This is a genomic window from Segatella asaccharophila, from assembly GCF_054687055.1.
Genome location: NZ_BAACAN010000002.1, coordinates 196059 through 210336, shown reverse-complemented (window position 1 = coordinate 210336; position 14278 = coordinate 196059). Strand labels below are relative to the sequence as shown.

Annotated in this window: 11 protein-coding genes; 2 read left to right on the top strand and 9 right to left on the bottom strand. The window is 45.6% G+C overall.

All coding sequences use genetic code 11. From position 1 onward, the window contains the following. From ACYRYG_RS02185 to ACYRYG_RS02155, 7 genes are all read right to left on the bottom strand, one after another. Nucleotides 1–1347 carry a citrate/2-methylcitrate synthase gene (locus ACYRYG_RS02185; protein ID WP_293416225.1) on the bottom strand — a complete coding sequence of 449 codons (1347 nt, stop codon included), beginning with the start codon at nt 1345–1347 and terminating at the stop codon, nt 1–3. A 47-nt stretch (nt 1348–1394) separates the two neighbouring features. Further along, complete coding sequence (locus tag ACYRYG_RS02180; protein WP_460197469.1) at nt 1395–3710, bottom strand: aconitate hydratase; 2316 nt, start codon at nt 3708–3710, stop codon at nt 1395–1397. Nucleotides 3711–3982: 272 nt separating this feature from the next. After that, nucleotides 3983–6409: a TonB-dependent receptor gene (locus tag ACYRYG_RS02175; protein WP_460197468.1), complete on the bottom strand. Its 2427-nt coding sequence runs from the start codon at nt 6407–6409 to the stop codon at nt 3983–3985. Between the two features lie 204 nt (nt 6410–6613). Further along, entirely contained in the window at nt 6614–7609 is a 996-nt protein-coding gene (locus tag ACYRYG_RS02170; RefSeq protein ID WP_293416219.1) for a zinc ribbon domain-containing protein, read from the bottom strand. Continuing rightward, complete coding sequence (locus ACYRYG_RS02165) at nt 7596–9509, bottom strand: peptidase U32 family protein (protein ID WP_293416217.1); 1914 nt, start codon at nt 9507–9509, stop codon at nt 7596–7598. The genes ACYRYG_RS02170 and ACYRYG_RS02165 overlap by 14 nt, the downstream gene beginning before the upstream one ends. Before the next feature lie 33 nt (nt 9510–9542). Continuing rightward, nucleotides 9543–10460: a homoserine O-acetyltransferase MetA gene (metA, locus tag ACYRYG_RS02160; protein WP_460197466.1), complete on the bottom strand. Its 918-nt coding sequence runs from the start codon at nt 10458–10460 to the stop codon at nt 9543–9545. A gap of 212 nt (nt 10461–10672) precedes the next feature. Beyond that, nucleotides 10673–11485 (bottom strand): 2-oxo acid dehydrogenase subunit E2, encoded by an 813-nt coding sequence (locus ACYRYG_RS02155; RefSeq protein ID WP_293422560.1) that lies wholly within the window; start codon nt 11483–11485, stop codon nt 10673–10675. Between the two features lie 325 nt (nt 11486–11810). Between ACYRYG_RS02155 and ACYRYG_RS02150 the strand changes: the two genes are divergently transcribed. Further along, nucleotides 11811–12380 (top strand): flavodoxin family protein, encoded by a 570-nt coding sequence (locus ACYRYG_RS02150; RefSeq protein WP_293416211.1) that lies wholly within the window; start codon nt 11811–11813, stop codon nt 12378–12380. Between the two features lie 73 nt (nt 12381–12453). Continuing rightward, nucleotides 12454–13059, top strand: coding sequence for a sugar O-acetyltransferase (locus tag ACYRYG_RS02145; protein WP_293416209.1), 606 nt, complete (start codon nt 12454–12456; stop codon nt 13057–13059). Between the two features lie 94 nt (nt 13060–13153). Here ACYRYG_RS02145 and ACYRYG_RS02140 read toward each other — a convergent pair whose 3' ends face one another. Beyond that, nucleotides 13154–13744, bottom strand: coding sequence for a hypothetical protein (locus ACYRYG_RS02140; RefSeq protein WP_293416207.1), 591 nt, complete (start codon nt 13742–13744; stop codon nt 13154–13156). A 21-nt stretch (nt 13745–13765) separates the two neighbouring features. Then, entirely contained in the window at nt 13766–14233 is a 468-nt protein-coding gene (locus ACYRYG_RS02135; protein WP_293416205.1) for a sigma-70 family RNA polymerase sigma factor, read from the bottom strand. Nucleotides 14234–14278 lie beyond the last annotated feature (45 nt).

Here is a 14278-nt window from a genome sequence, read left to right as displayed (position 1 = left end):
TTACCGTTCATCTATCCGCACATACTTCTTCTGCTTCAGGAGGTTATTGTAAGCCGGGCGGATAATACGGCGACCTTCGAAGTTGAGTTCTTCAATCCGATGGGCTGTCCAGCCGACGATACGAGCCATGGCAAAAATAGGAGTATAGATCTCCTGTGGCAGTCCGAGCATCTCATAGATAAAACCACTGTAAAAGTCCAGGTTTGCACAAGCAGGCTTGGTTCCACCCCGGTGCTTCATCAGACATTTTATCCCTTCCTGTTCCAACAGGGTAAGAAAATGGTACTCTTCTTCCCGCCCCTTCTCTTTTGCCAGTTCTCCTCCCAGTTTTTTCAGTTCTACGGCACGAGGATCACTTTTAGTATATACGGCATGGCCGATCCCGTAGATCAGGCCACTCTTATCGTATGCTTCCTTATTCAACATCCGGTTCAGGTAAGTATCAATCTCATCCACATTGGTCCAGTCCTTGATGCTTTCTTTCAGATGATGCAACATGTTGATCACTTTAATGTTAGCTCCACCATGCAAGGGACCTTTCAGACTCCCGATACCTGCAGCAATCGAAGAATAGGTATCTGTACGGGTAGAAGAAGTGACGCGAACGGTAAAAGTAGAGTTATTACCTCCGCCATGCTCTGCCTGCAGGATAAGGAGCAGGTCCAGTATCCGGGCATCCAGGTTAGTATAATCTTCCCCCCCGAGCATATATAAGAAGTTCTCCGCAATACACAGATTTTCTTTCGGATGACGGATATTCAGGCTCTGCCCCTGCACGGAGTGACAATAGATATTATAAGCATAAGCTACGATGGTAGGAAACTTCGCAATCAGTTCTATGCTCTGACGCATCAGGTTATCCCGTGATATGTCATCCGGATTAGGATCAAAAGTATACATTTCAAGTACACACCGAGCGAGAATATTCATAATATTAGAACCTTCCAGGTCAATGATGTGTACGATAGTACGATGATCCAAGGGCATATTGTCATTCAACAATTCTTTAAAGGCTTCGAGTTCTTCCCGGTCCGGAAGTTCTCCTGAAAGGATCAGATAGGCAATTTCTTCGAAGCCGAAACGCTTTTCTTTCAATAACGGACTCACCAGGTCATCCAACTCATACCCCCTATAGTACAACTTTCCATCACAGGGACAGAGTTTGCCATCAGGATCACGATTATATCCCACTACATTACCGATATTGGTCAATCCGACCAGCACACCGGTACCATCTTCATTACGAAGTCCCCTCTTCACGCCATATTTCTGAAAGGCTTCCTTCGGAATCTTACAAGAACTTTTCACCTCATCCGATAACTTGTAAATTAAATACTCCTTTTTCATACTACTCATGGTTTTCTTCCCTTCTTGGTTCTAAATTTCAATATTCATCACTCTGATCTTTTCTCCTCTTTCCGCCGGGCCAGGTTCAGTGCACTTCCGGCCTTGAACCATTCTATCTGAATTTTATTATAGGTATGCTCCACCGGGAAATGCTCCTCATGGCCATCCTGATGCTTCAAGACCACCAGAAGCTGGTGCCCCGGCGCGAAATCCTTCAGTCCCTTGATGGAAATGCGATCGTTCTCCATAACTCTGTCATAATCTTTTTTATCGGAAAACGTCAATGCAAGCATCCCCTGCTTCTTCAAATTGGTCTCATGAATCCGGGCAAAACTCTTGGCAAGAATCACTTTCACATTCAGATACCGGGGCTCCATGGCCGCATGCTCACGGCTGGATCCTTCTCCATAATTATCCTCGGCGACCACGATGGAATCAAGTCCATGCTGCTTATAGTCCAACGCTGCAGAGGACACCTCCTTGTAACGGTCATCCAACTGATCTTTCACCTGGTTAGATTCACCATTGAACGCATTCACGGCTCCCATGAGCAGGTTTCTGGAAATATTCTCCAGATGCCCGCGATATTTCAGCCATGGCCCTGCCATAGAAATATGATCCGTAGTACATTTCCCTTTCGTCTTGATCAGCAAGGGCATATTATCATAATCCTTCCCGTTCCACGGAGCAAAAGGTTCAAGTTTCTGCAATCGCTGGGAAGAAGGTGAGATGACCACCTCCACCTCCTGTTTCTGCGCTGAGGGAGGGACGAACAGTCCTTCCCGTTCCAGGGCAAGAAGTCCCTCTTCCTCCGGATGAAGATGAGAAATAAACCCGTCCGGAGGGAAATCATTACCGCATGGTTCTTCCAGTCTCACCTCAGCACCATCACGATCCGCCAAGACATCCGTCAGCGGATTGAAGTCCAGCCTGCCGGCAATAGCAAGTGCTGTGGCCATCTCCGGACTGCCGATAAAGGCAAAAGTGTTAGGGTTCTGGTCAGCCCTTCTGCGGAAATTCCGGTTGAAGGAAGTGACAATCGTATTCTTTCTGACAGGATCATCTGTATGCCGTTTCCACTGTCCGATGCAAGGACCACAGGCATTGGTCATGATCACCGCTCCTATCTTGCGGAAATCATCGAGGAGACCATCCCGCTCTGCGGTGCAGCGGATCTGCTCAGACCCGGGATTGATGATCAACTGTGCCTTTACCGGAATATTCTTCAGGATCGCCTGACGGGCCACACTTGCAGCCCGTGCAAGATCCTGATAACTTGAATTCGTACAACTCCCGACCAGGGCCACCTCTACTTTCATGGGATAACCCTTCTCTGGACCTTTCCCTTTCATCATGCTGACAGGTGTGGCCGCATCCGGAGTGAAGGGACCATTAAGATAAGGTTCTATCTTACTGAGGTCTATTTCCAGAATCCGGTCATAATACTTTTCCGGATGCTCTTCTATTCCCGGATCAGCACATAAGTCTGCCGCATATTTACGGGCCAGCCCGGCCACCTCCTGACGCCCTGTCTTGCTGAGATATTCGTCAGCATGATCGTCAAAAGGAAAAATGCTGCAGGTCGCACCTAACTCCGCACCCATATTGCAAATCGTTGCTTTCCCGGTAGTAGAGATCGTTTCCACCCCTTCACCAAAGTATTCCAGGATAGCATTCGTTCCTCCCTTGACGGTCAGCATGCCCAAGATTTTCAAGATCACATCCTTGGGAGCAGCCCATCCGGACAGACGGCCGGTAAGATGTACGCCGATCAGACGCGGCATCCTCAACTCCCAGGGCTGTCCGGTCAGCACGTCCACGGCGTCAGCTCCACCCACGCCAATGGCGACCATACCCAGTCCTCCCGCATTAGGCGTATGGGAATCTGTTCCGAGCATCATTCCTCCAGGAAAGGCGTAGTTCTCAAGTACGACCTGATGGATAATGCCTGCACCAGGAGCCCAGAAGCCGATATGATATTTACGGGCAGCGGAACTCAGGAAGTCGTAAACTTCCTTGTTTGTCATCCGCGCAACCGGTAAGTCCAGTGCCGCTCCCCTGTCAGCACGGATCAGATGATCACAATGAACGGAGGCAGGAACCGCTACTTCATCCTTGCCTGCATTCATAAACTGAAGCAGGGCCATCTGGGCGGTAGCATCTTGCATCGCCACACGATCAGGCCTGAAATCCACATACTCGGCTCCTCGCTTGAAAGGTCTCAACTGAACAGGATCATAAAGATGAGAATACAACACTTTCTCAGCATACGTCAGCGGACGCTGGAGAACTTCCCTGATTTTACTCACTCTACCCGCATACGATGCATAGAAATTTCTGATCATCTCAATATCTAATATCATTTCAACCTTATTTTTAGTTATTATCTTTTTGACAAAGATAACAAATAATTCATTAATGTCACCTGTTCTCCCCGATATTTTTGCAAATTGATACTTTATTTCCGTAAAATCAAGATATATTTGTATATTTATACCCTTTTACTGTCCTGATGAATAACCATAACTAAAATTGAAAAAGCCGTACACGAAATCGCATACGGCTCTCTTCAAACAGTAAATATAAAGATTAAGAGATGCTTGTAGATCGCATCTCTCGGGAATTCACAACAGAGTTAAAAATGAAATTTCAAATCGATTCCACACTGTATGCCATTACCTCGCTGGGCAAAGGTCAACTCCTGGCCTGAAGCCCCGCTCTGGAAAGAAAAGGTATTATACTTTGTGTTGGTCAGATTACGACCCCAGAAACTCCATTTGACAAAACCAAAATCAAGATCCGCATGGGCGCCCAATACTGCGTAGAACTTCTGCGCATAGGTGTTACTTTCATCCCAATAGGTCTTGCCCTGCCCATAGACATTGGCTCCAATGATAATCGCCTGTAATTTGCCGGCAGGAAGGTCAAAACGATAGTCTGCCCGAGCGGAGAATGTATGCATCGGGACATAAGGCACCTTCTTATTCTTGTAATCTACCAACTGGTAGCTGCCGTTTACTTTTACACTATCCTGGTAACTTTTGAATGCGGCATGTGTAAAACCGTATGTCAAGGCCCAGTCTAAATGATTGTTCAAAGACTGCCCACGGAGAGAAGCCTCAACTCCGCAGCTGTAGCTCTGCCCGGCATTGACCATCATACGGCCATAACCATAGTTGTTGGACATCACCGAAAGCTGCTGATGACGGATCTGCATGTAAAAGGCAGAAAAGTCAAACTGTACAGAATGATTGAAAAGATTGACATGGGTGCCGGCTTCATAATTCCAACTCGTCTCCGGACGATAGGAAATGGTCTCTGCAATCTTTTTATAGTCTTCTTCCGTATGAGGTACGGAATAACTTCCATTCATTGCCTTTGCAGCATTTGCATACAATTCGGATGAAAGGATGTCTGAAAACATCTGGAAGTTATAACCGCCTGCACGGTAACCTTTGCTTACCGTAGCATAAACATTACTCCCCTGTTCGTCAAACCGGTAGTTCAAGCCGAATTTAGGAAGGAGTTGGTTATAATTGTCATGGGCCATGCCATCCAATGCCGTTGAAAGCACATTGGTAGCCTTAACCCCCATCACATCAGCAGCCATAGACATATAAGCAGAGGTCTGATAATGAATCTTTGTATGCATAAAATCATAACGAAGTCCGACCGTTCCAGTCAAGCGATCCGTAATATCAAAATTACTCTCGTGAAAAAGTGCGAAATTATACTCAGGAGTATGATAGACTCCAGGGGCTCCCATCGCTACGTCCATGCTTACGCCGCCGGCAGCATCAACGGCCTTCTTTGCAGCAGCCATTGCAGCGGACTGCGACATCCCCTGCTGCATCATCTTCCCTGCCATTGCAGCAACGATTCCCGAATACATCTGCTGTTGTATACCTTCTGCCATCGGAGTAGTCATGTCTTTGTCAAAATACACAGGACCATCCGTGCGCAGCCATTCAGAGGAGAAGAAGGTGCCTACGGTCCAGTGCCAGAACCCTCCTACGGCATGGTTGCCTTTAAAGTCAAATTCCTGAGTGAAGGCGTTCTGCAATTCCTTCTGTCTGAGATGTAAAAGGTCCTGGGGCAGGAAGTCCTGGTCCATGAACATATTATCCCTGAGATACTGATAACTGGAGGTACTGTTGAAATCGAAACTGTTGGCTTTATAGCCTATGGTCAATCCCGTGTTCAGCATGTTCCTGCGATAAGTTGACTGGCGGTTAGCTGCAGGCTCAGCCGTCTTGCCACTCTTCAGGTCCAGCAGACCGTATGGGAATCCATTCTGATTCACGTACTGATAGTCAGCCGTATAGTCCAGGTTCAACCGGTCATTAGCCTGATAGACTAACCGTAACTTACCACCAGCCTCGTTATACTGATCAGCCCGCTTGCCCGTGGTCTGGTTTCTGAAAAATCCATTCTGTCCGTCATAAAAACCGGCTAATGACATGCCCAGACGGTCATTTAACTTCTGATAATGGGCAAACTCAGCATTCCGGTAAAACTTCGATCCGATACTGAGACTGACATCTGTACCCTGATAATATAGAGGATTACGGGAATACATCCTCACGACTCCTCCTTCTGTGTTCTGCCCATAGAGAGTTCCCTGAGGCCCGCGGAGAATAACCACACGCCCGAGTTGATAGGTATGAAAGTTAAATGCGGCCTTGCTGATAATGGGCATACCGTCCAGGTAAAGGGCTATGGCCGGACTGTTAATACGACTTCCTATTCCTCTGACATAAATCGAAGAGGTGTACCGTGATCCATAAGCGGGCATCACAAAAGAAGGTACGTATGATGAAATATCACGAAGGTCACGTATTCCGAGATCCGACATTTCCTTGAAGGAAAGGATTGTACTGCTTAACGACTGCTGCCGGAGACGGAGGAATTCCTTGGGCTGGCGTACCACAACAACTTCATCCAGGTCATGTACGCGTGAGGAATCCGAAAGGTCAGTTACAGGATTTACCCTCCCCAGCGCCGGTTTAGGCACTGCCATTGCCACAAACAGGGCAAAGGCCATAATCGATTGATTATTCATACAAGTTAATATTGTTATTTGTCTGCAAAGGTACAAACTTTCATTGATCTGTGAAATCCTCATTTATAAGGAAATTTAAGGACCATTCCGATCCGTCCTTTCCTTATCTATAGGACTGCCCCTGCCGGAAACTTATTCCCTAAACTCCACAAGAAGCACAACTCTTTACTTGCGGAAAACAGGTGATTTTAAGGTCCTTTTTCCTTAATCGTTCATCGCTCCACAACGCGGACAACGTCCCTTATGCTTCAATTCTGCCCCGCAATTCCCACAAACATATTTTACGCGGTCGTGTTTTAAGTACTGCTTGATTGCAAAATAATAATAAAAGGCTAACAATACATAACCCACATAATACAAGGAACTTATACTGAAAAGGATATAGTCGATGGCACATACGCCGGCCAATCCGAAGGTATAGAGCACGGCATCTCCGAATGGCAATTGCTTCCGAATATCGTCCAGTGCCGCCATGCCTATAATCAGCATCGCCCAGACCAGAATGAGGAATATCGAGAGCGGGACGGGAACGTGGAACGGATCCAGAGTAGGATGGAAATAAAAATTCTGCCATACATCGGGGAAAAAGGTCTGGATGCTGGCATAAAGGGTTGCAGCGGAAGCCACTATCAGGCAGAGCAAAGTGGGATAAAACGAGTCTATATCATTGAAGTGAACAATCTTGGCATTCTTCTGAAGAATGGTCCTGAGGAGATAGGCAAAACCGATGACAACAATAATAATAAGAAAGATGAGTAAATGGGTGTCTGAAAAAGTAGAGATGCATTCTGAAATCGGGTCATCAGGCACCACGTTCGGCAAGAGCCTCGACTCGTGTATCCACCCAAACTGAGCATTCTCTGTGCCCAGTTGAATCCACACGGAATCAATGGAATCCTGGGGGACAATACGAATATCCGAAACCACCAGCAAGGTGTGATGCTTCACGGCAAAGGAATCGGTACTCATATTGTTGACGATCTCTACAGGCTGCTGCTCATAAAGGACTAAAGAATCACTCTTGACCAGAAAATTATACTTATAGGTATAATGATGGGTAGAGGAGAAGGAAATGGAATCAAGTTGCTTCTCACTGTATTGGATCAGCGGGGCACGAAACCGTGTGGCTGGCCGGTGATAACAACCGGTCAGGAACATCATCATCAGGATGATCAGAACGAAGGTTCTACTTCTCTGCATAGATATTCATTTGACACGCTTTACAATTAAACTCGAGTCGAAACTTTTTCGCGCCGGGCAGCACCAGAAACAGAGGTTCTTTCCATACGGGACGCTCTCCTCCTCTTTTCACACAATATCCCAACGCGTAGCGGATGCAATAGCGGCACTGCATGATCAGGGGCTCCGGCTCCGTTCTGGCCAAAGGGCCGGAAAGTTCCACGGCTTTCCCGTCCACGGCCAGGCCCTGTCCAAGATAGAATGCTTTGGCCAGGTGGTTGCTGATATTATAGAGATAGGGATACCTGGTATATTCCGGTTGCCAGTTTAATGGCATTCTTTTCCTGCTCCCGGGAAGAGGCGGTGAAGGAGGAGTTGGAGATCCCGCCAAAAGTCCCTGCTCTTTCCAGGAAGTCAGAGGAGACTCCTCTGACGCTGATGCCCCTAGTTTTTCTATGGTGCTCCGCTTCAACGCCGAGAGGATGCTGTTCGGAACGAAATAAGTCTCTGTTCCTTCCGTGATTTCCACGTGCTCACAGCAATACGGAGTATTTCCCAGTTTGGTCAACTGCCGGTCCATGTTTTCCTTCTGAGGTTTTTCAGCCTTTTGCAATTTCCATTCTGAAAGGGTCCGGGCAGCATAATGTCCGTCCGTCACCTCAAGTAATATGCCCTTGTCAACGGCGGACAATCGCATACGTACAGGGATCTTCCGTTCTGCGGTTTGACCTTCAAGAATATTCCTGAAGGCCTCATCATGATTCCTGTAAAGCCGCATCCCCTTATGAAGACCTGCGGGCATCCGTTGAGGAAAAAGCCGGTTATTTTCAACCCGGTTGACCCGGAATCCCTCGAGATCATGATGATCATTAAAGAAGCAGAGACCATCACCATTCGTAAAACTGGCTGTACCGGCAACCGTAAAACTCCATTGGCTGATTTCCTTTACCGTTCCCACATACTCGCCCGTAACCTTAGGAGTATCCATCGTCCCGATCTCCGGTTGCCGGCCATGGAAGAAGTAAGTCGTGAACCCCCGGTTAAAAGTTTTCTTCACATCCGGTCTGAAAGTGCGGATGATCCTGCCCCGCGAAGAACGGCAATAATCCTCCGGCCTGCGACGGATGAGTTGGTCCAGTTCTTCAGAATAGGCAGAGACTACATTCTTGACATAATCAATATCTTTCAATCGTCCCTCGATCTTGAAGGAGCAAGCTCCCGCATCAGCGAGTTCTTCAAGATGGCTGGCCAGGCACAAGTCTTTCAGGGACAACATATACCGCTGCTTTTCAATGACCTTACCGTCACTGTCTGTCAGGTCGAATTTCAACCGGCAGAACTGTGCACAGGCTCCGCGGTTGGCAGAACGGTTGAAAACCTGCTGGGAGGCATAGCACACGCCGGAATAACTCACGCAAAGTGCCCCATGGACAAACACTTCTAATTGAATGTCCGGGACAGCCTCATGGATTTTCCTGATCTCCTCCAGTGAGAGCTCGCGGGCCAGGACGACACGGCTGAAGCCCAGGGACTTCAGCCAGCGTACCTTCTCTGCTGTCCGGACATCACATTGCGTGCTGGCATGGACAGGAACACGCTCCCGCTGTGCCAGTCCCAGAAGGCCCATATCCTGAACGAGAATGCCATCGGCATGAGCAGAAGCCAATTCAGAGAGCAGCCCCCTGACGGTGTCCATTTCATTATCATAGACAATCGTATTGACGGTCACATAAACTTTCGCCTCAAAGTGATGGGCATATTCGCACAACAGGCGAATATCACCGATCGGATTCCCTGCAGCCTGACGGGCGCCGAACCCGGCGGCACCAATATATACGGCATCAGCTCCATGATCAATGGCAGCAATGCCTGTTTGCAGATTCCTTGCAGGTGCCAAGAGTTCTAACCGTTTTGCTTTCATCTATTCCTTCCTTCATCTGTCAAGGGTCTCAACCTACTTAATATCATCAATATTATAGGGGGTCTCCTGATAGACATAATAGTTGATCCAATTACTGTAAAACAGATTGGCAGAAGAACGCCACATCACAAGTGGCCGTTGATGAGGATCATCATCAACATAATAATTTTTCGGGACATCCACATCATTGCGCTTGCCAAAATCGCGCTTGTACTCCTTGTCCAGTGTATAAGGAGCGTATTCCAAATGCCCAGTGAGATAGAACTCCCTGCCATTACGTGACATGACGACCGTCACTCCGCTGTCTTTCGATTCAGCGATAATACGCAGGTCAGGGATCTTCACAATATCTTCCCGGTGTACTTCCGTATGGCGGCTCTGAGGCATACTGAACACATCATCAAACCCACGGAAAATAGGCAGTAACGGATCAAGAATACGTGAGCGGAAAATGCCAAACATCTTTTTCTTCAACGCATACTTGGGAATATCATAGAAATGATATAAGGCTGCCTGTGCAGCCCAGCAGATATACAGTGTGGAAGTTACGTGTGTACGAGCCCAGTCAAAAATACCTTCCAGCTCCCGCCAGTACTCGACATCCTCAAATTTCATGGTCTCCACCGGTGCACCGGTCACTATCATCCCATCGAATTTATGTTTCTGGAGTTCATCAAAGTCCTTGTAAAACATGATCATGTGCTCGATGGGCGTATTCTTCGGCGTATGGCTTTTCAGCTTCATGAAATAAATTTCCAACTGAAGTGGCGTATTGGAGAGCAGCCGGATCAAATCGGTCTCGGTAGTAATCTTCAGAGGCATCAAGTTAAGGATAACGATCTTCAACGGACGGATCTCCTGGCTGTGAGCCCGTGTCTCGTCCATGACGAAAATATTCTCCTTCTTCAGAATCTCTATAGCTGGTAATTTATCCGGTAATCTTAATGGCATACAAACTTCCCTTCCCTAACAAAGCTTGGTACAAATTTAAGCAAAATTTCTGAAATGATAAAACCTGCAGAGGCAAAAAACAAAAATACTTACTTTCTTTGTGAAAATTCACATTCATCACAAAAAGACGGCATGACAAATTCCTATCCGGGAGCTCCTGTTGTATGCCTTCCATACCCTGTAAACTCTGATTTTCACATCCATACAGACCATCAGTCTGAAAAAATCTTTTCAGATGATATGCCTGACCCTGTTTCTATGTTTTCTTTCAACTCATTGACAAACCTGGCCATAGGAGCCCCATCTATCACATCATGGTCTATAAGAACGGATACATTCAATATTTCCCTTATGGTGATCTTGTCCTCTACTACAACTGGTTTTTTGATGACAGAACCTATCCCGAAACATATTGGATGTACAGATATCGGAATGAACCAACCGTTGATTTTCCCCATCATTCCAATAGAGGTGAATGCTACATTACCCATCGTATTAAAAGCAAATTTGGGATGTTTCAGCAGATATTTCCAGAAGAGTAATCTGAGAAGACGGGGAAGGACATAATATATCCGTTCCATTCGCCTTGTCCGTTTTTGAAGTACAATGTCATGGCCTGTAATTTCCTGGCCCCTGGCCTCTGAAATCTTTTCTGCTATTGACTCAACACTTCTCTCATCGGCCTTTTCAATAATAAGAGGGAAAGGTACTTTTTTCCCATTCAGTTTTTTTTCTACGATAATGGAAATATTGATGTCTTCAAAAACCATCAATTTCTTTTTCCCAATCAGATAGGAACTTACCACTTCGTGCCTCTTGATCGTTTTTCCAATAACATTAATCAGCCACGCCGTAAAAGAAATTTTCCCCCGATGAGCTCTGTTATAAGCTCTGATTTTCCTTCTACTTTCGGTCACATCCAATTCCAGCAATGCGGCTATATGATGTTTCTTCTTCCCCATCTCACAAACATCTATACTTGCTATCCTTGAATCAGGAAATTCTTGTATCCTATAGTTCTTCATATTTATGGAAAATTTAATTTCTTTTATCCTGTACAAAAATAACAATAAATTTACAAAACGTTCCGATTTACATTGAAGAAATAAATATCTTCATGTCATTTCGAAACGATGAAACGAGAAAAAACTTACAAAATATTAAGATATGGTTAATCGTATAGCACAGATTAAAATCGTTGGCAGAATTAATTGAAAATTGTCTTGTCCTGACAATGCGCTGATCATAAATTTTGTACCTTTGTACGGTATTTTTCTGAATCAATGACGTGAAGAGGAAGAGACGATGGTCAGATCTTTAAGACGGAATGTGGTTCATTATTAAATAAAGATGAGAGTCCTGGTAATTAATGGAAGTCCCCGGAAAAAGGGTAACATAGCGACAATGCTCCACTCTGTGGCAGATTCTATAGGATCTGCTGATGTTCATTGGATAGATGTGAACGATTTGAATATCCGTCCATGCACGGGTTGCATGAGATGCAGGACCTCCGGAACTTGTATCCTGCCCGAGGATGATGGTCATCGTATGGCCGAAGAAATAAAGCGATGTGACGTTCTCCTCCTCGGCACTCCCGTCTATTGGGGGAATATGAGTGGCCAGATGAAAGTCATGTTCGACCGTATCGTACCTTCTATGATGGGAGAATCAAAAAGGGGCATTCCTATCCCCTTGCATAAGGGGAAAAAGGCTGTTATCGTGACAGCTTGTACTACAATATGGCCGTTCAGCTGGATTTTCCGTGAGACCTCAAATACCAATCATGCCATGAAAGAAATTCTCCATTATTCTGGGTTTAAAGTCATTGGCAAATTGATTTATCCTGGTACAAAGGGTAAGAAAACTATTCCACAAAGGATATTAAACAAGGGGAAAAGACTCGGAGCCAGGATAAAGTAATTTCGATAATCCTCTTTTAAACAGGACTTTGACTGATCATTTTTTAATATACTAGAATTTTAAATAAGTTGGAATGACAGAAGAAGAAAAGATTTTTGCAGGTCGCCTATTCGATGCCCGCACCAAAGAGCTCCGTGACATCAAGCACAAAGTTCACGAACTTTGTCGTAAATACAATCAAATGGATGAATACGATGAAGGCCGCTCATCTCTTATAAAAGAGTTTATCGGAGCTATCGGGAAAAAATTTTACTTTCAAGGACCGATACAGTTTAATTATGGTATCCATACCTTTATCGGTGAGAATTTCTTTGCCAATTTCAATCTTATGGTGATGGATGATGGCCGCATTTACATCGGTGATGATGTCATGTTCGGTCCGAATGTCTCTCTGATGGCTACGAATCATCCTCTTATGGCCCAGGAACGAGTCGCAATGAAATACCCGGACGGGCACGTTTCCGTCTCAGAATATGCGGATGAGATCCATATAGGAAATGACGTATGGATTGCGGCGAATGTAGTAATCTTAGGGGGAGTGCATATCGGCGACGGTGCTGTCATAGGTGCAGGAAGTGTAGTTACCAGAGATATACCTGCCGGTTATGTAGCTTTCGGGGCACCATGCAAGGCGATAAGAAAAATAACCGAAAAGGACTCCAAAAAAGATTTATTGTAAAAAAGAGAGTATCATCCGGGGGGGGCAGAGCACGCCCCCCGGATGATACGGTTGTCCTTTACCCTGTCATTTTTCAAATGTAGCCTCTTGCCATTCAATCGTCCTTACATTGCTCTTTGATCTGACTGATGATTTCTTCTGCCCTTCTTTGTTTTTTGCGATATTGCCACGTACCGATAATTCCGCCGATGACCGCACCGATGGCCCCGCCAACAAGAATGCTGGCAGAATTGCCATTCCGGCCGTGTAATATTTCGAGAACCATCCAGGTGAGCCATATCACCAGAAAAGGCATACCTATTTTCAGCCAGTTTGCTTCCATCTTCTTCATCCTCGTTATTTTATAACTTACTTCCAACAAGTTCCCTTCCAACAGTTCTTTGGCTCTTATGTCCTTGTGAGAGATGTAGGTATAGATCAAGGCAACTATAAAGAACATATCTGTCACTCCGCAAAACCACCACGAGAAATCCAGCATGTCAACAGACAGCCAGGTCCAGTAAGGTATGGCCAGAAATATCAAGATATAGCCCACCATCGTATCACGATTGATTTTAGACACTTTATCACTCATGATCTTTCTCATCAACTTGTCATTCACGATGCTCTCATTTCTGAGTTTTTTCTTGAGTAATGCAAGTTGTTCCTTCATCTGTCCTAATTCGGTATCTTCATTTGTTTCCATTTTCATCCTTCATTAAAGGTTCTACATATTTTTCAACTTTTCCTTGATCCTGAACAAGCGTGAAGCCACATTGTGCGTTGAGATCCCGACGATAGCACCGATCTCGTCATAACTGATATTCTCAAGCCAGAGCAGCACGATGGCTCTGTCAAAAAGCTCAAGTCTGTTGATGCGGTCATGCAAGAGTTTCACCTGCCTGGTCTCCTCATCCTTATCTTCAAAAAGATTAACATCCAGACTCAACGGGATCGTCTTCAGCCTCTTCTTTCTGTTTAAGGATATACACGTATTCAAAGCAATTCGGTAAATCCACGTCCGGATATTACTATGACCCATAAAAGAGTCAAAAACCTTCCACAAATTCACTAATACCTCTTGAAACAAGTCGTTCACATCATCGGAATCTTTCGCGAACATATAGCACACCGTATAGATCGTGCTCTTGTTCTCTTTTACGATTTGCGCAAATTCTTTTTGTAATGTCTCCATCTTATTCTTGATCAATACTGCCCTTTAGACGCAAGATGATCAAAT